We start from the raw sequence: 18,943 nt of genomic DNA, 5'->3' as shown, positions 1-18,943 counted from the left end.
CTACTACTTAGAATAGAGCGAGAAAGCTGTCCAGCTTCTGGCTTGCTCCACCTACCAATCCTCCGTCTATATCGGGTTGGCCTAGGAGTTCCTTCACGTTATCAGCCTTGACCGAACCTCCATACAGAATCGGAGTCGTATCTGCGATTGATTTTCCGTTTTGAAAGAGACCAGATATCTCTTTTCGGATAAATGCATGCGCCTCTTGCGCTTGGGCAGGGCTTGCTACCTTTCCGGTTCCAATGGCCCAAACTGGCTCATAGGCAACCCAGATTCTCGGGAATATATCGCTTGGGATAGAACCCAATCCTTCTTGGATCTGCTTACTCAATACTTCGAAAGTCTTGCCTGCTTCTCTTTCTTCTAAGGTTTCTCCCACACAATAGATTGCGGTAAAACCGTTCTTAGCAAGATAAGAGATCTTTTGATTACAGAATACGCTAGTCTCTTTCAGGAATTGTCTTCTTTCTGAGTGACCGACTAGAGCAAAACCGATCCCAAGTTCGGACAATTGGTCCGGACCAGTTTCGCCGGTCATTGCAGTCAGTGGGGAAGGGTATATATTCTGAGCTCCGACGGAAACTGGAGAATTCTCCAGGATCCGCGCGACAGAAGCTAAATGAATGGAGGAAGGAAATACTACGGCCTTTTTATCTCCGAGGCGAGAAGGCAATTTCTCTTTTAAGCCAGTGGCAAGAGCCAAGGCTTCCTTCTCGGAAAGATTCATTTTCCAGTTACCTGCTATGATCTTAGGGCGCATATAATTTCCTTCCAACTTATTTTCAGATTATCTTTCTTCGGATTTTAGAAGAGCCACAACTCCAGGAAGTTTTTTGCCTTCCAAGAATTCCAGGGAGGCTCCTCCTCCAGTAGAAACGTGTGTGATCTTATCTTCTACCTTGGCTTTGTTGATCGCCGCGATGGAATCTCCTCCACCAACGACAGTCTTTGCCTTGGACTTAGCGACTGCCTTTGCAATTGCCATGGTGCCTGGTGCGAATTTATCGAACTCGAAAACTCCCATAGGACCGTTCCAAACGATGGTAGCCGCATTCTTAATTACTTTTTCGTAATTTGAAATGGTCTTAGGACCGATATCCATTCCCATCCAGCCGTCCAAGATTCCCATCTTGTCTACCGTCTTGGTCTTGGCATTCGCATCGAATTTGTCTGCGATGACATGATCCACTGGCAGTTGGAAATCCACTCCGGCCACTCCCGCTTTTTCTATGAGCTGAAAAGCTTCTACTTCGAAGTCTTTCTCAACCAAGGAATTTCCTACGGGAATCGCTCTGGATTTTAAGAATGTATAGGCCATTCCTCCGCCGATCAAAATATGATCCACCTTCTCGATAAGGTTTTTGATCACACTGATCTTAGAAGAAACCTTGGAGCCTCCGATGATCGCTACGAAAGGTTTCGCAGGGCGAGAAAGAAGACCCGATAATTCAGTGATCTCCTTATACATCAATAGACCCGCAAAAGAAGGAAGAAGATGGGCAATCCCTTCGGTGGAAGAATGAGCCCTATGAGCCGCTCCAAATGCGTCGTTTACATACACATCTGCGAGGGCTGCGAGGCTCTTGGAAAAACCTGGATCATTCTCTTCTTCTTCTTTATGAAAACGTAAATTTTCCAAGAGAAGGATTTCTCCGTCTTTTAGTGACTTGGAAAGTTTTACGGCGTTTTCACCGATTACGTCTTTGGAGAAGGAGACTTGGGTCTTGACCATCTCTTTGAACACATCGAATACCGGTTGCATGGAATACAGAGGATCAGGTTTTCCTTTCGGACGGCCCAAATGGCTTGCGATCACCAAACGGGCTCCCTTCTTGATCAGTAATTCGATGGTAGGAAGAGTCTTTTCAATTCTGGTCTTGTCCGTGACCTTTCCATTCTCTAGTGGAACGTTAAAGTCGACTCGTAGAAAAACTCGTTTTCCTTGGAGGTCCTCGTTTTCGAGTCTAGGTAATTGCATCGATTATCCTTTTTTTGCCATGTAACGAATGAGATCTAACACTCTGTTAGAGTATCCCATTTCGTTGTCATACCAGGAAACCAATTTGAAGAATCTGGAGTTCAGCTCGATACAAGCATCCGCATCGAAGATAGAAGAAAGAGTAGAGCTCAAGAAGTCGTTGGAAACAACCATCTCATCTGTGTAACCGAGGATGCCTTTCATTGCACCTTCAGAAGCTTCTTTCATTTTTGCAGAAATTTCTTTGAGGCTGGTTTCTTTGGTAGTTTTTACTGTTAGATCCACGACGGAAACGTCAGGAACAGGAACTCGGAAAGACATACCAGTCAGTTTTCCATTTACTTCTGGAATGCAAAGACCGACCGCTTTAGCCGCTCCTGTAGAAGCAGGAATGATGTTTTGCATTGCTCCTCTTCCTCCTCTCCAATCCTTTTTAGAAGGACCGTCAACAGTAGGTTGAGTGGAAGTTGTAGCGTGAATAGTGGTCATAAGACCTTCTTCAATTCCGAAATTGTCCAGAACCACTTTAGTGATTGGAGCAAGACAGTTTGTAGTGCAAGAAGCGTTGGATACAACGTGATCTTTGGCAGCATCGTACTTCTCGTTATTGACTCCCATCACGAAGGTAGGAATGTCTTTGTCTTTTGCAGGAGCAGAGATCACTACTTTTTTCGCTCCGGCTTTCAGGTGTTTTTCTGCTCCGACTCTGTCAGTGAATAGTCCGGTAGATTCTACCACGAAGTCTACTTTGAGATCTTTCCATGGGAGCTTTTCAGGGTCTCTTTCGGAAACGCAGAGTACTTTCTTACCGTCTACGATGAGTTCTTTTTCAGTATGTTCTACGGTTCCGTTAAAACGTCCGTGAGTAGAATCGTATTTTAAAAGATAGCCCAAATTATCTGGGGTTACGAGGTCATTGATTGCTACGATCTCAATATTTGGATCTTTAATTCCGGAGCGAAATACCAGGCGGCCGATTCGTCCGAATCCGTTGATAGCGATTCTTGTCGTCATGTTCTTCCCTTTTTTCCTTAGGTTCTGTATGAGGATGGGGGCTGAAAGCCCGTAAATACATGTTTTTCCGGGAAAACCATCCTGAAAATCCGTTTTTTGCAGAATTTCATGGTTAAGATAACAGAGGATAAAAGAAGAACTTGCTCCTAACTAAAGAGCAAGAGCCGTTTTGAGCGGATTACAGAACCTTGCCTAAGATCTTTTCAAAGGGAAGTTGCCCAAAGTCTCTAGAGTCTAAGCAATCGTCTCGGTTGTCACAGAGAAGAAAATACTTTCGATCTTCTACAAGAACTGTAGATAGGTTGTCCCGATTGGAATGAGTGCTGGGAAGTGGGTCTCTTGCATCCTTGTATTGCAATTGGAAGGGAAGTTTTTCTTCTCTCTCGGAGACACCATTACGAAACAATACCTTGTCTTTCAGAGAGATTTGGTCTCCTGATTTTCCCACGATCCGTACGAGAACCACCTTGTCTTTTTGAGTGGGATGTTCTGCGAGCACTACATCTCCCAAAAACAGAGAAGAATCTCGAACCCATCTGCTGATATAAATTCTTTTTCCTTTGGGGAAGGTTGGGGACATTTCTTCCGTTTCAGGAACAAAAGGAAAGAAAATCCAGACCCTTAAAATGAAAGCAAATGTGAATCCAATTGTTAAAGAAATAGAAAGAATCTGAGCAAACTTCTTTTTATCGAACTTTTTGTCCTTCTCTCCGAATTCTCTTTTTAGCGGGAACATTTTTACTAAGCTAAGTTTCCCGTAGAAAAGGTCAAAATAGATTTTATCAAAAAAGACCTAAGGATTTGAATCCTTTCCTCATTTTAAGAATAGCTCCCACGCTAAAATAGAAGTTCTTTAACTAACTCGCTTGAGGAAACCTTCTGTTCGATTTCCATTTTCTGGAATTTAGACTTGTTCCTCTTCCTTGAAAGAGTAGGATGGAAACATCGGGGGAATCTATGCAGGAAGTCCATATTGCGGGAAACGTTCTCGAATATCTGGGAAAAAGACCTTTGATTGATGAGAGTGTTTTTTTAGCTCCAGGCTCTTTGGTGGTAGGAGATGTTACTATCGGAAAGGATTCTTCCATTTGGTTCCAAACCCTGGTGAGAGGGGATGTAAATTATATTCGGATCGGAGACGGTGTGAATATCCAGGATATGACCGTTATCCATGTTTCCAAAAACACTCATCCTGTAGAGATCGGAAATCATGTTTCTGTTGGTCACAGAGCGATTCTGCATGGATGCAAACTGAAGGACAAGGCATTCGTGGGAATGGGAGCCATCGTCATGGACGGGGTAGAATTAGGAGAATATTCTTTCGTAGCCGCCGGAGCGATGGTAACCCCGGGAAAGATTATCCCTCCCGGTGTAATGGTCATGGGTTCTCCCGGAAAAATTGTTAGAGATATCACAGAGCAAGAAAGACAGATGATAGACAGGACTGCTGCAAATTACGTGATGTACAAGAACAACTACTTAGAAGATCCTTCCTACAGGATCAGTTCTGTTTAAGAAAATATAATTCAGAATAATATAATAAACTCAGGACTAATTCATTCGTGAGAGAGACAATACAGGGAGTATATTTAAGAGGAACTGGAGTGATCGGATGGCCTTTGGCGTCCCTTTTATTGCTGCTCCAGAATAAATTCGGAGGCTTTCAGGTTTTTATAGAACCGTATCGGTTGCAAAAAGCCGAAATTCCTCAGATCCTATCTCTCTTAGAGAAAGGAGGAAAGATCGTAGACGATGGAGCAAACGGAGTTCGTAACTTCTTTCCGGAATGGATCTCTAAAGAGGATGCAATGGCCCAATGTTCGGTGCTTTGTGATTCTTCTCCTCCCGGTATTGCAGATAAAAGAAAATCGGAATATGACGATCCGATCTATGAAAAAATCAGGATCTTTATCGCCCAAGGAAGTGAACATTCTTTCGGACCTCAGTTCTTGTATCCGGATAGCATTTCTATTTTGGAAAAGGAACTTCCTAGATTCATCCATGTGTCCACTTGCAATACACATACTCTTGCAGGGATCTTGCGTCCCTTCTACGAACATTCCCCCAAGGAACTTACTTCTCTTTTAGAAGAGGCTGACTTTTTCGTGATCCGAAGGGATGCCGATATGGCAAAGAATGATCCTCACGTGACTGGACCACTTTTGGTTTTGCCCGAATCAGAGACCGGAACTCACCATGGACGTCTTCTGAACGAGGTGTACAAGGAACTTGGGTTTCAGATCCGACTGGGATCTTCTTCCATAACGATTAATTCTCCGTACATGCATTTGATCCGATTTCATTTGCGTTTGAAGAAGGAGATCAAAAAGGAATGGTTGGTCTCCAAGATCGAAAACGATCCTTTTTTAAGTACCACTGAGCTTGTTTCTACGAACTCCATCTTTTCTTCGGGCAGGGATAGAGGATTGTACGGTAGGATCTTTTCTCATGCTGTCTTTCCTCTCTCGGCTTTGGAAGTTTTGGGCCGAGAAGTTCGAGGTTACGCAGCCACTCCTGGAGATTCCAATGTGCATATTTCTACGATTTATGCAGTTTATCGTGGGCTCGGAATTTCCTGGGGACCAGAAACAGAAGCCTTTCTCTCCGGAATTGTCTTGAAAGAAGTTTAGGCCTCCTTAGAAATATCTCACCCTTAAATATCTTTTTTCATTGATCACATTTGATATATTGAAAAATATGTTTAATATAGTAGCGAATAGGCTAAGGCCCAGCTGGAAAGGTAGGAATTCCCAATGAAAGCAAATAATATCTTAGAGACAATCGGTAATACTCCGCATGTGAAGATCAACCGACTGTTTGGACCTAAGTATACCGTATATGCCAAATTAGAGCGCAGTAATCCCGGCGGATCCATCAAGGATCGTATCGCTCTTTCTATGATCGAAGACGCTGAGAAGAGCGGAAAACTCACGAAAGACACTGTTATCATCGAGCCAACTTCCGGAAACACCGGTATCGGTCTGGCCCTAGTCGCAGCAGTAAAAGGATACAGACTTATCCTGGTTATGCCTGAGTCTATGAGCGTGGAAAGACGTAGGATCATGGCTGCTTACGGCGCGGAATTCGATCTAACTCCTCGTGAGAAAGGAATGCCAGGCGCAATTGAAAGAGCAAAGCAACTAGTTGCTGAAAATCCTAAGGCTTGGATGCCTCAACAGTTCGAGAACGAAGCAAACATCAAAGTTCACGTAGAGACTACTGCTGCGGAGATCTTGAAAGACTTCCCGAACGGAGTGGATGTTTTGATTACCGGAGTAGGTACTGGAGGACATATCACAGGTGTTGCGAAAGTCCTAAAGGAAAAATTCCCTAAGACTAAGGTGTACGCTGTTGAGCCAGAAGCTTCTCCAGTGATCTCTGGAGGAAAGCCAGGACCGCACCCAATCCAAGGAATTGGAGCAGGATTCATTCCTAAAAACTTGCATACTGATCTATTAGATGGAGTTATTCAAGTTTCTAAAGACGAAGCATTCAGCTATGCTCTTCGCGCTGCTAAAGAAGAAGGTATCTTCTTAGGAGTTTCTTCCGGAGCCGCTCTTGCTGCTGTTGCGAAAAAACTTCCTGAGATCCCTGAAGGTTCTACTGTTCTTACCTTCAACTATGATACCGGAGAAAGATATCTATCCATCGAAGGACTTTTCCCAGTTCCTTCTAACGGCTAAGACATTCTTTAGGTTATTCCTAAGCGAGAAATCCCGGCAAATTCGCCGGGATTTTTTGTTTTAGGCCTCTCTCTTTGAGAAAATCCAAGAGTCGAATGCTTATATAAGATGATGGCCTCTCGCTTCCTTAGAGCAGAGATTGCTCTTTTTATACTATTCATACAATGCGTTCCTTCTCATTCGAATGAGGATGCAAAGCTTCTGTCCATATTCTTGGGAGAAGATCCTGGAACCGGGATCTTCTTTGATGATTTTTCTTATTCGGATACTACAAGCGCTAATTCGCAAAATTCTTGGACTTTTCGAAATGATAGCGGAGGACCTGGGCCAAGTGGAGCATCTTGGAGCGAGTCTCAAATGTCCTTCGGTTTAGAAGGAAGTGATACCTACTTAAGATTGAGCGCGACTACACAAGGAAGCGTATCCAATACGATCCAATCCGAAATTGCCACTGGACCTAGAAAATTCTTTAGAGGAACGTACGCGGCACGCATTAGATTCTTTGATTCTGCAACAAGCGGGGTCACTTATGATAAGGTAAACCAAACCTTTTTCTTGATCACTCCTCTTGTATACGGAGGAGATCCTATGTACAGCGAATGTGATTTCGAATATCTGGGACAGGGAGGTTGGGGAGAATCAAGCTCTACTTTATTCTTAACAACATGGGGAACGTACAATCCGAATACAAACTTTTATGATGATATTTCGACTCCGGATACGGAAAGCTTGGACGGCTGGCATATTCTTGTTCTGCAAGTAAGTGATTCTTATACGAAATACTATGTGGATGGAATCTTAAAAATAAAACATACAGGTCATGTGGTTCCCGACAACCCGATGAGGATCAGTTTCAATCTCTGGTTCCTAAGCGACTCTGGAGATTTGGATACGAGCCAGACTTCTCTCAGAGAATACGAGGAGAGAGTGGATTGGGTATATTATGAGAAGAACCGGATCATTGCCCCGGACCAAATCGCTAGCAAGATAGATTCTTTGAGAAGCCAAGGGCTAAATCATTCCGACACTGTCCGAGAATAGTAAGCTCTATTCCATTTTTCTAATTTTATCCCGCTTCCTTTTGGTTTGCTATAAAAGTATTCGAGTAAAATACTTGCAAAGATCCTTCCACCAATCATTCGTGCGTGAGAATGAATACATTCCGATCATTCGGAAAAAGGAAAAAGTATACAAATGTTCAACCGCTTGAAAGTTTTGGAACAAATTAATCAGCTGGATCCTGAGAAGGATTTTCAGAAGATCGTATTCCTTGCGGGGAGTTATGATTTCCCTCAGGATGTAGAGATCTCTCTTGCGATCTCTTTCTTTAGGACATTTGCAGTTCCTTCCATCTCCAAGATCTTAAATACCACAAAGCAATTCGAAAATGCTGGGCAAAAGAGATATGATGATACTGCTCTGATACTCGCAGAGCTTATCGAGAACGGACTCGAAAGCGATCGAGGAAAGCAAGCGATCCGTAGATTGAACCAGATCCATAAGCAATATAATATTCGAAACGAAGACTTTCTATATACTCTTACGACTTTTGTTTTCGAACCTTCTCGTTGGAATGAAAGATTCGGTTGGAGAAAAAGCACGGAGAAGGAGAGGCTCGCGAATTTCTATCTTTGGAAGAAGATCGGAAAGATGATGGGGATCAAAGACATTCCGGAGACCTACGAAGAATTGGAGAAGTTCAATCGAAGCTACGAAAATGAAAATTTCAAATGCACTCTGGATACAGAACAGGTGGCCATGGCAACGATGAGGATTGCATCCGGCAGGATTCCTAAGATTCCAGGTTTGGAATACTTAGTTTATCATGCTGTGTTCTCTTTGATGGATAAACAACTTAGAAATGCAGTTGGATTTCCTGATCCGAATCCATTCGTAGCGGGACTCGCTTATTCTGTATTGAAACTTAGGGCCTTTGTTCTTCGTTATTTTTGGCCTCCTAGAAGGACTCCATATTACGTGACCAAGAGAGAGAATCCAACCTATCCGAATGGATATTTGATCGAAGAATTGGGTCCTCATTAAGAGTAGAAACCTGAGGCAAGTCCATTCGCTTCGATCTGACAAGTTAAGGATCTAAAAATGGCTTGCCTTGGAGTCCTCGACCCTTAGACAGGATGGAGCGTGAATCCTAAGATCCAGGGCCAAAGCCGAAGAGGGCAAAAATTCTTCATTTTTATTATACCGGCGCTGGCCTTATTCTCCTATATCCTCGCAGACAAAATCTTAGTTCTTGATTCCGTTCGGACCACTCTGGCCTCGTACCGTCCGTACGATGCGGCCTTTTCTTCTCTGATCCAGAATGAAGACTTAACCGAATTAGAATATATTAAATCTAAAAAGATATTCTTAGCTGCAGGTACTTCTCGCACTATGAACTTCAGCGGGTATCCTAATTTAGGATACACTCTCAAGGATCCGTTTTTAACTCCTGAAGGAAGAGAAACTCTAAAAGATTGGGAAGGAATCAGCATCGGAATGCAAGGGGCGAGCATGAGCTTGATCTATGTTCGTCTTCTGCAAGCAATTGAGAAAGGATGGAAACCTGATCTTGTTCTTGTAGAAGTCACTAGGGATAGTTTTTCCGATCGCAGAAAATTTAAAGAATTCTTAAAGCAAAATGTGATCCCTCTCGAATACGGCTTTTCTCATTGGAGAGAGTTGGGTTGGGAGAATGTCTGGGACATTACCTATCCTAGGATCTTTCTCGCATACAAATACAGATTCTCTCCTAAGAACTTGGTAACTTATATCAAGGGAGACGACCTTGGCTGGGGCGCTCTTGTAATGGAAGAAATGGAGAGAGGTTCTATGGGAGGAACAAAGCATTCCTTCTCCAAGAAACATAGAGAAGAAATAGAAAATCATAAATTCGAAGATCATAATAATCCGGACGCAAGTTTAGGAGAAATCTATAGCAACCAATTCGTAAAGAGAAGAGAACTTGCTGAAGAGGAACAGGCGGGCCAGCCTTTCCGAGTAGACCAAAGTGAATACGAAGCTTTAGTAAAGATCATTCGACTCTTGCAGGATAAAAAGATCCCGGCTTTATATTGGAGTGCAAAACTTCATACGATCTTGCAGGGCTTTGCAAATGACGAAGCGAGTCAAAGAGAAGTTCAAACAAAGATCATAGATACGATCCTTAGGTCCGGAGAAACGTATCTGGATGCAAATCAGTTCCCTATGAAATGCAATTATTATCAGGATGCAAACCATCTTTCCGAGCGTTGCTATACCGAATTGGCCTCTTTCTTGCTCAGGGGCAAATAGGAAGGAATTCAGACAGATTTTATGTTATTTAATAGTCTCGCCTTTCTCATCTTCTTTTCCGTAGTCTATTGCGTTTACTGGGCATTGAATCATCGCTTCAGAAGGGATTTTCTGATCCTGGCTTCCTTCGTATTCTATGGATACTGGAGTTTACTCTTTCTTTTTCATTTTGTTTTGATCGTAGTGTTGAATTACGCCTTCTATTATTTTTTTGAAAGGCAGGGTGATAAGAAAAGGCTCGCTTGGATCTTGCTTTTAAACCTGATCAACCTTTTCGTATTTAAATATTATCCTTTCTTTAAGCAGATCCTAGGGGATCTCGGAATAAATTCTACAGGCCTACCGGAAACGAATCTATGGGTTCTGCCTTTAGCGATCAGCTTCTATACATTCCAAATGATCTCTTTTCAAATGGATGTGCATAGAGGAGATTTTCAATACAAGGTTTCCCTTAGAGATTTCCTACTTTTCATTCTATTCTTTCCTCAATTGATCGCGGGACCGATTCTAAGGGCTAAGGATTTTCTGACCAGGATACATGTTCCTAAGAATCCCAGAATGCCTTTCGCGATCATAGGCTCTTGGTGGATTGTCATCGGACTTATCAAGAAGGTCTTGATCGCCGATCAGATCTCTCCTTGGATCGATACAGTTTATTCTTCTCCAGGAAGCTTTACTGCGGAAGCTCATTGGTGGTCTTTTTACGGATTTGCGATCCAGATCTATTGTGATTTCTCCGGTTATACGGATATTGCCAGAGGATGTTCCCTTCTATTAGGATATAAGTTACCTCCGAATTTCTTGGGACCTTATTTCTCCTCATCTATGAGAGAGTTCTGGAGACGCTGGCATATTTCTCTTTCTACTTGGTTGAGAGATTATCTTTATATTCCTTTGGGCGGAAACCGAGGGGGAGCAACTCGTACGAATATCAATCTATTCACTACCATGCTTCTCGGAGGATTATGGCATGGAGCGAATTATACTTTCGTAATATGGGGAGCCTGGCACGGGGCATTGCTCGGGATCGAAAGATGGATCAATTCCAAGTTGTCCTTTTTCAAAAAGACACCTAAGTTTATCTCCGCTTTAGTCGTATTTCATTTGGTTTGTATCGGATGGGTTTTCTTTCGAGCAGATTCTCTTGTTCATGCGTTTGCATTCTTGCAAGGACTCGTAAATATTTCAGGTGAAAAACTAAAGCTTCCTTGGGGAACGAATTGGATTCTGATTGCTTTTGTCTTATTGCATTGGGTAGAATTCGGTGGGATCAAACTGAAATCTAAAAGAGTGAAATTAATCGCTCTCTATGCCTTGCCGATCGCAAGTATTTTGGCAGGTTTCTGGATTGCAGGCTCGGTTTCTGGAGAGAGATCCTTTATCTATTTCCAATTCTAATTTGCATGTCTGTCCTTCTGATCGTAGAGTCTCCCACGAAAGTCAAAACGATCTCTTCGTATCTCGGAAAGGAATTCAAAGTTCTCGCGACCTTCGGGCATGTGTTCGATCTTCCTTCCGACAGACTTGGAATAGAGATAGAGAATGATTTTTCTCCCGAATATGTAATTCTCAAAGGAAAGAAGCAAATTCTCTCCGCAATCCTGAAAGAAGCCAAGGCTTCTTCTCAAATACTGATCGCTACTGACCCGGATAGAGAAGGGGAGTTTATAGGTTCTATACTCGCAGAGAAGATCGGTAAGAAGAAAAATATTTCTCGCATTCGCTTTCAAGAGATCAGCAAAGAAACGATCTTAAGCGCAGTATCCAATCCGGGACCGATTGATCCTGATTTAGTAGATTCTCAAAAGGCAAGAAGGATCCTAGATCGGCTTATCGGTTATAAGGTAAGTCCTTTTCTATGGAGAGCGATCGGCGATGGACTTTCTGCGGGTAGAGTGCAGTCAGTTGCTTTAAAATGGATTTCTGAGAGAGAAGAAGAGATTCGCATCTTTGTTCCGGAAACTTCCTGGTTAGTCGCGGCCACTGTCCCCTTCGGTTCGGGCGAAAAAGAAAAGATCCTATTCTATCCGGACCTAGATGCATTTACTTCGGAAGAAGCCGCATCTGATTTTCTGAAATCCATATTAAATAAAACGGATCGTCTCAAGGTCCTGACCAGAAAAGAGAAGGATGGACAAACTCTTCCTCCTTCTCCATTCACCACTGCATCCTTGCAACAGGAAGCGTTTCGTAGCCTGAAGCTTCCTGCCGCAAAGACGATGAGATTAGCACAGGAATTGTACGAAGGAGTGGATCTCGGAAAAGGAAAGACCCAAGGACTCATCACATACATGAGAACAGACTCTGTCCGAATCTCATCTCAGGCATTGGGGTCCATACGAAAGAAGGTAGCTTCTTTATTTGGAGAAGATTCGTTGTCCGAGACCACAAGCTCGTACCGGGTCAAGAAGAGCAAGGGCAAGGCTCAGGATGCTCATGAGGCAATTCGACCAGTAGATCCTTTCTTGGATCCGGATTCGCTTCACAGGTTGGGAGAAAGAGCATTAAGTAAGGATGCAAAAAAACTCTATGAGCTAATATGGAAACGATCCATTGCCTCTCAGATGAAATCGGAAAGATGGAAGAGATTGGAATTCACTGCAGAGGCTGGCGGTCTTGTTTGGAAGGGAGAAGGTACATTCACACTGGATCCAGGATATAAGATCTTGTACGGAGGAAATCCGGAAAAGTTTCCTTTCTGGAAAAAGGAAGATCTACTTTCTCCTTCTTCTTGGGACTTAGTTCAAAAAACCACGGAACCTCCACCCAGATATACGGAGGCGAGCCTAATCGCCAAACTGGAAAAAGAAGGAATCGGAAGACCATCTACATTTGCGGCTATATTAGAAACTCTTTATAAACGAAAATATGCACGCTCCGAAAAAGGAAAATTATTCGCGGAAATCTTAGGAGAGAAAGTAAACTCCTTCCTACAAGCTGCCTTTTCCGAGCTATTCAGAGAAAAATTCACTTCTGAAATGGAAGGAAAACTGGATTCAATCGCGCAAGGAGAAGAATCTAGATCGAAAGTACTTTCCGAATTCTATTCTTTTCTAGATTCCAGTCTGAAGAAAACCGATATCAAAAAGATCAATTCGGAGTTGAGACAGAAACCAAAGGTCGCTAGATATGGGATCTGTCCGGTATGCAAGCAAGGAGAAAGAGTCAGAAAAAAATCCTCTAAGAAAAAAGAATATTATATCTGCTCTAGATTCCCCGAATGTGATTATGCGGAGTATGTTTCTTAAGAAGTTAAGAAAGAGAATTATCTTCTCTCGTTGATCGCCATCCAAGTACCGTTCTTATTTTCCACCACGACTTTTCTGTCATAAAGCTGAGTGAGTTTCTCAGAGGTGAATGCATCCAGGATATTTCCTGAGAACAGGATCTTTCCGGATTTCAAAAGAGCAGCATGCTCGTAGAAAGGAGGGATCTCGTCTATTCTGTGAGTGATATAGATAGAAGTAAAGTTGCGGTTTTTCTTATATTCATCCAAGAAGTCTATGAAGTCCTCTCTCGCAGTCAGATCCAAACCGGAGCAGGGCTCATCCAGGATCACAAATTCTGGAGAAGTGCACATTGCTCTTAGGAAGAGTACCTTCTTCTTTTCTCCAGAAGAAAGAGTGCGAAACAATTGGTTTCTTTTGGCTCCGAATCCGTTTTCTTCTAAGATTCGTTCTGCTTCTTTTTCTTCCCAAGGATCGGATTCTCTATAGAAGCCGATGGTATGAAAAAAGCCGGTAAGTAGTACGTCGTGGACTGTAAGCCCTTTTTGCAGAGCGCTTTCCTGCTGAGAAGAATCCAGAATACCGATCTTATAGCGAAGTACTTGGAGAGGAGTTTCTCCAAAGGTCTCGCCGAATAGATTGATCCTGCCGGCAGTTGGCCATACGGAACCGTAGATCAGATTGACCAGAGTAGTCTTTCCTGCTCCATTTCTGCCAAGAAGAACCCAATGCTCTCCGGAGCTGATCTGCAAGTCGACCCCATCCAAGATCGGAGTTCCAGATCTATAGAATTTGATCCCATGCAGGCTTAATAAAGGAGCGGTCTGTTCAGTTTTCTTCATTTGCTATCTCGTAAGCCTTGGCCAGTTTTTCGCAAGTCTCCTCAAACTTGGCCTTATCGTCCAATTGGAATTTTTTCAAAATGCTGGAATCGACGGCATAATAGCTGATCTTCTTCTCCAGATAGTCGCACATCATATTGGCGAGATATACTGAATCGACTAAATCCACATAAATGGTGTTAGACGCCATGAAGGCTCTATGATGGAATTCGATCATGTGGACCAGATCCGGAGGAAAATCCCATTTCCTAGCAAGCATAGCACCTAAAGTAGGATGAGAGATCCCGGTTGAGATCTCTTCGAGTATAGTCGAATTGGAGAGATCCCTATGTTTTTGGTAAGACGCTAAGCGTTTGAACAAAGTAGGTTCCAAGGAAAGTAAAATGAATTTTCCCAAATCATGCAGAAGAGCACCGACTGCAGCGATATCCGAAAGCTTGCCTAGTCCGGCTCTTTGAGAGACCTGTCTTGCGAAGAAGCTTGCGAGATTCGAGTGATTCCAAACTTCCTGCAATTTGGAATACCTTCCTTCCATGATCTTTCTTACTCCGGAAACGTAGAGAAGGTTTCGAACGTTTTTCAGTCCTACGACCTTAACAGCTTGGACGATGGTATTCACCTTATTCCTACTGGCGAATCCCGCGGAGTTGGATAGTTTTAAAAGATCCGCACTCATAGCGGGATTCTTTTCTATCTCATTCGCAATGACGCCAAGATCAGAGTCCGGATTGTTGCAAAGATTAATGATTCTAGTCAATGTGTTTGGAAGAGGAGGAAGTCCTTCGACCTCCGCGAAGATCTTATCCTTGAGTTTGGTGGCAACATCCAATGGAACGATCTGCTTAGGTATCACTAGAGTAGCTCTTGTGATCTTTCCATCTGTTTCAATCTTGAATTTGTCGGAACCGATCCCTGAGTTTTTCAGAAGGAGTTGAATGAGTACAAGGCCAAGGCCCGCGCTTTCCTGACTATCCGCCATGGAGAGAAATGCATCCGATAGATCGTTGAACTTACTCGCCGATTCGAGCCTTGCTTTGATCCTTTCCAATTCTTGGGGAAGAAGAGCAGCATCATTCTCTATTAGAAAGATCAGATTCTGATTCATGATCTTGGCTCGGAGTCGCACTGCCAAATTGGAACCTTTCAGTACCTTCTCCTGTTCATCCCATTTATGAATGATCTCTTCTAAGAACCGTTTCATTCCCTTGTTATAGTGAGAAGATTCGTTGATATTGAGTCCTTCTGTAAGAAAGAAGATCCTCTTTGCATTCGCCTTATTGGCATTCATCAGGAGTTCTTTTAGGATAGTCGAGACGACTTCTGTCAAAAAGAGTCGATCAAGGTTCCCTAAAATTTGTAGGAGGAGTAGGTAGATCTGCTGATGATCTTCATCAGAAATAAATCTATATTCTAGATCTATTTCTTTACCGGCGACTAGAGTCTCAGTGAGTTCCGTTGCATTTAGCATTGCCTCAAATTTAGGTAAAAAGCCCGCTGTCGCAAGAAAAAAATACGAGCGGATTCTATGTTTCCGAACCCGATTTGTCCGGGGGAAATTTAAAATCAATATGGGGAGCGGGAAATATGGAGTCGGATCCGAAAAATACGCAAAAGGATTTAGAGGGAAGGGAGGATCTTCAGGACGAACTGAAATTCTTCTTAGAAACTAGATTGGATGGTCTACTGGATGAGGCGGAGAAGTTCAGACGCATCAAGAGCTCTGTTCGGAAAAAACAGGCTCGGTTTCTCCGAAAGGAATCCGAACCGGATAAAAACCAGGGATTTCTTCCTTTTCTTTACTCTTTACCCAAGCCTTTGGAGGGGAATTCCCCCGAGCCAGAGTCTAAAGTATCAGGAGACGAGCCGTGAACTTCCTCCTGGATTTGGATCTAGATTATTTTCTCATTAGGTAAATTAAGATGGACATTTCGATGAAACGATTCATGGTAGAGACGAATGGATAATAACTTCTTCTACGAAGAGGGCCCAGAGGAACCGGGAAGCCGGGATATCTTAGATATCATGGATTCCTACCGGTACATGAATTCTTCCTATTTTTTCGACTTCTTGTCGGATGGAAGATGGGATCATGGAAAGGGTTGGGTCGAGAAAAACATCGACCGAGGCCTCTGGACCACGAGATTCGTTCCCGGTAGCATAGACAAGTATCGCAGGCCGCAGTCGGGACAAACTCCTTAGAAATAAAAAAGGACTCTTTTGGAGTCCTTTTTTTGTGCCTTCGCCTTGGGTTTCCTGGCTTAGTTGACTAGCTTCAACCCGTTGATGTCTATGATTTTACGATAGACTAGTTTGTTCTTTTCCTTTTGAGGATTGAAGATCAGAACCACAACCTTATTGAAGGTGAAATATCCTGGGCGATACTCAGTATAATGGTGAGAGAAGATCGTAGTCTTATACTTAGCGTTGTAGATGGTATACGTGTGCTTGCTTAAGCTATCATGCTTTTGTTTTTGCAAATCTTCTGCATTCTGAGGAACGAAGTTACTGATGAGAACCTTGTCCTTGTTCGGACCTTCTTCTCCATAAAGAACGATAGGAAGAGCATCTTTCGGATTATTTGTTAGAAAATGAACGAGTTCGTCCAGATTCGGGTTCGGCATTTTGATCCTTTCCCCTCTGGCGATCTTGTCGTCGTAATCCTTCTTAACGTCTCCGAATCTTTTTTCTCCCCATACTGCCTTATTGTCCAGTTTCACCGGAACTAGGTTATGGAAGTTGATCACCTTAGTGCTTTCTTCCACATCGTACTGTCTCCATTTAGGGAAGGGGACCAGTTCTCTGCGATCATCCACTTTAGAAAGTGGAGTTTCGTTCACTGCAAGTATATAGATCGCAAAATTAGCAGGGTCAAAGTCTCTGTTCTCGAGTTCGACCATTACGTCCATGAACTCTCCCTTACCGTTGTCCGCATGCCTGCGGAAGAAGGAGACGTCTTTTACCAGGAGCCTATCGTCGTAATACGCGAGAGGATAGTATTCTACTCCGCCAGAACCGGACTTTGTATCCTTCTCGGCGTTGTTTTGGCCGGAAGCAGCGCTTCCCAAAAGTAAGAATAATAGGATAAAAGTGTATTTAGCGACGGACTTCATGCGTGTAATAATCCCAGTACGGTTCTTCCTATTGAATATCGACAAATCCACCCCGAAACTTAGATAAGCATTTCGTTTTTTATCGAAAAAAGGCGGATTTACGTCTCTCTCCCGAGGAGAGCATCGATTTTATAGTAGAAGGGATTTTTCGTCCAGCGGGATTATTTGAAGAAGAGCCCGATTCCCAGGAAAGGAAATTAGGCTTTTTTGATATGGTTCTTCTCGTCTACCAGAACCACCTGAGGTTTGTAACCCTTGGGCAGATCCTTTTCTTCGAGAGATCCGTAGGAGATGATGATTACCTTGTCTCCCTTCATTCCTAAACGAGCCGCAGCTCCATTCAGGCAGATCTCTCCGGAACCTCTCTTTCCTTCGATCAGATAGGTTTCGAATCTGGCGCCATTGTTTACGTTCACCACGGATACTTTTTCATACGGGAACATTCCCGCGGCATCTACTAAGTCCATATCTACGGTCAGGCTGCCTTCGTAATTTAAGTCGGCATCCGTAACGGTGGCTCTATGGATCTTGCCTTTGCAAACAGTGATCTGCATTCTAATAATCCTGGTTACTCGCTAAAAAGTACCTTAAATATTTTGCCCGATATATTCAAAAGCGTTTTTCTCTTAAAGAAGTGGATTTTAGTATTAATGGTTTCTTTACTAAACTTAATCTCGGAGAAAAGAGGAGTAATCACGTAATTCTCATAGAGATTTGGATACACACGATTCTCGTCGTAAACGCTTCCCTTGAAATTCTCTAGGACTTTGCGAAGGATACGTTTTTCCTGACGATTCAGATCGATCTCGTCCTCGTGGCTCGTTCCCACCCAGGTCAAAAGATAACCGGATATACCGGTATCCGTCAATTTCGGGGTCACATCAATTAGACGGTTTTCTTTTAGATGAAGCAACGCTTGATTCAATTCCATCGGATAGGGGGAATCTTCTAAGTGGATGTATTTCTGCTCGGTAATCACTTTGGCGTATTTTTGGAAGAATACTCCGTCCGAGAGATAAATGAGTTTTGCTAATTCCTGACGGTTTCGCCCTCTCGGAGATCTTTGCAGTATAAAGGAGATGACTTCGAGCAGCTTTTCCATAGATAATCACACTAGTGAAGGTTTTTTCCCTACAGAGTCCGGTTCCGTACGACAGATATGTCCTCTTCCAAGAGGGAGCAAGAGCTGCGCGGAAGGAATCGATCCTATTTTTGGAACACCCTCTTACGATAACCGGGGGGATCAATTATAATATCGGAAACCTACTCCGAAATCAAGATTTCCTTTCCGAGAGCGGGATCTCTCTCCATTATATAAAGAGAGGAGGAGATTACACCGCTCACGAACCCGGACAGATCGTAACCTATATACATTTGGACTTAAAAAAAAGGGAATTAGCAATTTCAGATTTTCTAAATTTCATTTTGGACGCGGTTATCGATTCGGTAAAAGAAGTCTGGGATCTGGATTTGGTCAAAAATCCGGATGCTCCAGGTTTGTATTTGGCTCAGGATCCCAAACGAAAGATACTCTCCATGGGCGTATTATTCAAATCCTGGTTCACTAGTTACGGGATTGCTCTGAATGTTTCGAATGATTTCTCCGCTTTCCAATGCATTCATCCTTGCGGCCAGGACTGGAGGTCTATGATCTCGATCTCTCAATTGGGACTTCCTTCGGACCCTGGCACTAAGAAAAAATGGATCCAAAACTTTCAGGCCAAATTTCTGAAAAATTTGCAAGCTATCTCCGTTTAATCCCCATTCTTGTCTGATTTTCTCCTTTAGAGAATCGACT

The 18,943-nt window shown here is 43.1% G+C and carries 20 protein-coding genes; 11 read left to right on the top strand and 9 right to left on the bottom strand.

The genetic code is table 11. The features are described from left to right. Positions 1-7: 7 nt before the first annotated feature. The 4 genes from tpiA to lepB all read right to left on the bottom strand — a co-directional run bounded on the left by tpiA (position 8) and on the right by lepB (position 3,728). A complete protein-coding gene (gene tpiA / locus EHO59_RS12785) occupies positions 8-760 on the bottom strand; it encodes a triose-phosphate isomerase (RefSeq protein WP_135588657.1) in 753 nt (250 codons plus the stop codon). Positions 761-787: 27 nt separating this feature from the next. Beyond that, complete coding sequence (locus EHO59_RS12780) at positions 788-1,978, bottom strand: phosphoglycerate kinase (RefSeq protein ID WP_135588655.1); 1,191 nt, start codon at positions 1,976-1,978, stop codon at positions 788-790. 3 nt (positions 1,979-1,981) lie between these two features. After that, the gene (gene gap / locus EHO59_RS12775) at positions 1,982-2,992 is read right to left on the bottom strand and encodes a type I glyceraldehyde-3-phosphate dehydrogenase (protein WP_135588653.1); all 1,011 of its coding nucleotides are present in this window, start codon (positions 2,990-2,992) and stop codon (positions 1,982-1,984) included. Positions 2,993-3,170: 178 nt separating this feature from the next. Then, positions 3,171-3,728, bottom strand: coding sequence for a signal peptidase I (gene lepB / locus EHO59_RS12770; RefSeq protein WP_135588651.1), 558 nt, complete (start codon positions 3,726-3,728; stop codon positions 3,171-3,173). Between the two features lie 221 nt (positions 3,729-3,949). Between lepB and EHO59_RS12765 the strand changes: the two genes are divergently transcribed. From EHO59_RS12765 to topA, 8 genes are all read left to right on the top strand, one after another. Continuing rightward, positions 3,950-4,507, top strand: a complete 558-nt coding sequence (locus tag EHO59_RS12765) for a gamma carbonic anhydrase family protein (RefSeq protein ID WP_135588649.1) — start codon at positions 3,950-3,952, stop codon at positions 4,505-4,507. Between the two features lie 47 nt (positions 4,508-4,554). Then, complete coding sequence (locus tag EHO59_RS12760) at positions 4,555-5,622, top strand: hypothetical protein (RefSeq protein WP_135588647.1); 1,068 nt, start codon at positions 4,555-4,557, stop codon at positions 5,620-5,622. Between the two features lie 123 nt (positions 5,623-5,745). After that, positions 5,746-6,675 (top strand): cysteine synthase A, encoded by a 930-nt coding sequence (gene cysK / locus EHO59_RS12755; protein ID WP_135588645.1) that lies wholly within the window; start codon positions 5,746-5,748, stop codon positions 6,673-6,675. A 108-nt stretch (positions 6,676-6,783) separates the two neighbouring features. Continuing rightward, positions 6,784-7,716 (top strand): glycoside hydrolase family 16 protein, encoded by a 933-nt coding sequence (locus tag EHO59_RS12750; RefSeq protein WP_135588643.1) that lies wholly within the window; start codon positions 6,784-6,786, stop codon positions 7,714-7,716. A 153-nt stretch (positions 7,717-7,869) separates the two neighbouring features. Continuing rightward, on the top strand, positions 7,870-8,718 hold the full coding sequence (locus tag EHO59_RS12745) for an oxygenase MpaB family protein (RefSeq protein WP_135588641.1): 849 nt from the start codon (positions 7,870-7,872) through the stop codon (positions 8,716-8,718). Between the two features lie 99 nt (positions 8,719-8,817). After that, the gene (locus EHO59_RS12740) at positions 8,818-9,966 is read left to right on the top strand and encodes a DUF1574 family protein (RefSeq protein ID WP_135588639.1); all 1,149 of its coding nucleotides are present in this window, start codon (positions 8,818-8,820) and stop codon (positions 9,964-9,966) included. A 21-nt stretch (positions 9,967-9,987) separates the two neighbouring features. Continuing rightward, positions 9,988-11,364 carry an MBOAT family O-acyltransferase gene (locus tag EHO59_RS12735; RefSeq protein WP_135588637.1) on the top strand — a complete coding sequence of 459 codons (1,377 nt, stop codon included), beginning with the start codon at positions 9,988-9,990 and terminating at the stop codon, positions 11,362-11,364. Positions 11,365-11,369: 5 nt separating this feature from the next. Continuing rightward, entirely contained in the window at positions 11,370-13,214 is a 1,845-nt protein-coding gene (gene topA / locus EHO59_RS12730) for a type I DNA topoisomerase (RefSeq protein WP_135588635.1), read from the top strand. Positions 13,215-13,231: 17 nt separating this feature from the next. Here topA and EHO59_RS12725 read toward each other — a convergent pair whose 3' ends face one another. Next, entirely contained in the window at positions 13,232-14,035 is an 804-nt protein-coding gene (locus EHO59_RS12725; protein WP_135588633.1) for an ABC transporter ATP-binding protein, read from the bottom strand. Beyond that, complete coding sequence (locus EHO59_RS12720; protein WP_135588631.1) at positions 14,022-15,503, bottom strand: HDOD domain-containing protein; 1,482 nt, start codon at positions 15,501-15,503, stop codon at positions 14,022-14,024. The genes EHO59_RS12725 and EHO59_RS12720 overlap by 14 nt, the downstream gene beginning before the upstream one ends. Before the next feature lie 116 nt (positions 15,504-15,619). Between EHO59_RS12720 and EHO59_RS12715 the strand changes: the two genes are divergently transcribed. Continuing rightward, positions 15,620-15,904, top strand: a complete 285-nt coding sequence (locus EHO59_RS12715; protein WP_135588629.1) for a hypothetical protein — start codon at positions 15,620-15,622, stop codon at positions 15,902-15,904. Positions 15,905-15,991: 87 nt separating this feature from the next. Next, positions 15,992-16,234, top strand: a complete 243-nt coding sequence (locus tag EHO59_RS12710; RefSeq protein ID WP_135588627.1) for a hypothetical protein — start codon at positions 15,992-15,994, stop codon at positions 16,232-16,234. A gap of 59 nt (positions 16,235-16,293) precedes the next feature. Here the strand turns inward: EHO59_RS12710 and EHO59_RS12705 are convergent, their stop codons facing one another. The 3 genes from EHO59_RS12705 to EHO59_RS12695 all read right to left on the bottom strand — a co-directional run bounded on the left by EHO59_RS12705 (position 16,294) and on the right by EHO59_RS12695 (position 18,247). Beyond that, complete coding sequence (locus EHO59_RS12705; RefSeq protein WP_135588625.1) at positions 16,294-17,145, bottom strand: hypothetical protein; 852 nt, start codon at positions 17,143-17,145, stop codon at positions 16,294-16,296. A 197-nt stretch (positions 17,146-17,342) separates the two neighbouring features. Then, positions 17,343-17,699 (bottom strand): aspartate 1-decarboxylase, encoded by a 357-nt coding sequence (gene panD, locus EHO59_RS12700; protein ID WP_135588623.1) that lies wholly within the window; start codon positions 17,697-17,699, stop codon positions 17,343-17,345. A gap of 14 nt (positions 17,700-17,713) precedes the next feature. Then, complete coding sequence (locus EHO59_RS12695) at positions 17,714-18,247, bottom strand: type II toxin-antitoxin system antitoxin SocA domain-containing protein (RefSeq protein WP_135588621.1); 534 nt, start codon at positions 18,245-18,247, stop codon at positions 17,714-17,716. A gap of 14 nt (positions 18,248-18,261) precedes the next feature. Here EHO59_RS12695 and lipB point away from each other — a divergent pair, with 14 nt between their 5' ends. Further along, a complete protein-coding gene (lipB, locus tag EHO59_RS12690) occupies positions 18,262-18,903 on the top strand; it encodes a lipoyl(octanoyl) transferase LipB (RefSeq protein ID WP_167882112.1) in 642 nt (213 codons plus the stop codon). Positions 18,904-18,943: the final 40 nt, after the last annotated feature.

The sequence above is a fragment of the Leptospira semungkisensis genome (assembly GCF_004770055.1).
GTDB lineage: Bacteria > Spirochaetota > Leptospiria > Leptospirales > Leptospiraceae > Leptospira_B > Leptospira_B semungkisensis.
This window is presented reverse-complemented; position numbering and strand designations above follow the sequence as displayed.

Coding starts and splice junctions, on each gene's coding strand:
- topA (WP_135588635.1), top strand. CDS start 11,370: ATGTCTGTCCTTCTGATCGTAGAGTCTCCCACGAAAGTCAAAACGATC.
- EHO59_RS12735 (WP_135588637.1), top strand. CDS start 9,988: ATGTTATTTAATAGTCTCGCCTTTCTCATCTTCTTTTCCGTAGTCTAT.
- EHO59_RS12765 (WP_135588649.1), top strand. CDS start 3,950: ATGCAGGAAGTCCATATTGCGGGAAACGTTCTCGAATATCTGGGAAAA.
- EHO59_RS12695 (WP_135588621.1), bottom strand. CDS start 18,247: ATGGAAAAGCTGCTCGAAGTCATCTCCTTTATACTGCAAAGATCTCCG.
- EHO59_RS12750 (WP_135588643.1), top strand. CDS start 6,784: ATGATGGCCTCTCGCTTCCTTAGAGCAGAGATTGCTCTTTTTATACTA.
- EHO59_RS12715 (WP_135588629.1), top strand. CDS start 15,620: ATGGAGTCGGATCCGAAAAATACGCAAAAGGATTTAGAGGGAAGGGAG.
- EHO59_RS12710 (WP_135588627.1), top strand. CDS start 15,992: ATGGATAATAACTTCTTCTACGAAGAGGGCCCAGAGGAACCGGGAAGC.
- EHO59_RS12720 (WP_135588631.1), bottom strand. CDS start 15,503: ATGCTAAATGCAACGGAACTCACTGAGACTCTAGTCGCCGGTAAAGAA.
- tpiA (WP_135588657.1), bottom strand. CDS start 760: ATGCGCCCTAAGATCATAGCAGGTAACTGGAAAATGAATCTTTCCGAG.
- EHO59_RS12705 (WP_135588625.1), bottom strand. CDS start 17,145: ATGAAGTCCGTCGCTAAATACACTTTTATCCTATTATTCTTACTTTTG.
- EHO59_RS12745 (WP_135588641.1), top strand. CDS start 7,870: ATGTTCAACCGCTTGAAAGTTTTGGAACAAATTAATCAGCTGGATCCT.
- EHO59_RS12780 (WP_135588655.1), bottom strand. CDS start 1,978: ATGCAATTACCTAGACTCGAAAACGAGGACCTCCAAGGAAAACGAGTT.
- gap (WP_135588653.1), bottom strand. CDS start 2,992: ATGACGACAAGAATCGCTATCAACGGATTCGGACGAATCGGCCGCCTG.
- EHO59_RS12725 (WP_135588633.1), bottom strand. CDS start 14,035: ATGAAGAAAACTGAACAGACCGCTCCTTTATTAAGCCTGCATGGGATC.
- lepB (WP_135588651.1), bottom strand. CDS start 3,728: ATGTTCCCGCTAAAAAGAGAATTCGGAGAGAAGGACAAAAAGTTCGAT.
- cysK (WP_135588645.1), top strand. CDS start 5,746: ATGAAAGCAAATAATATCTTAGAGACAATCGGTAATACTCCGCATGTG.
- panD (WP_135588623.1), bottom strand. CDS start 17,699: ATGCAGATCACTGTTTGCAAAGGCAAGATCCATAGAGCCACCGTTACG.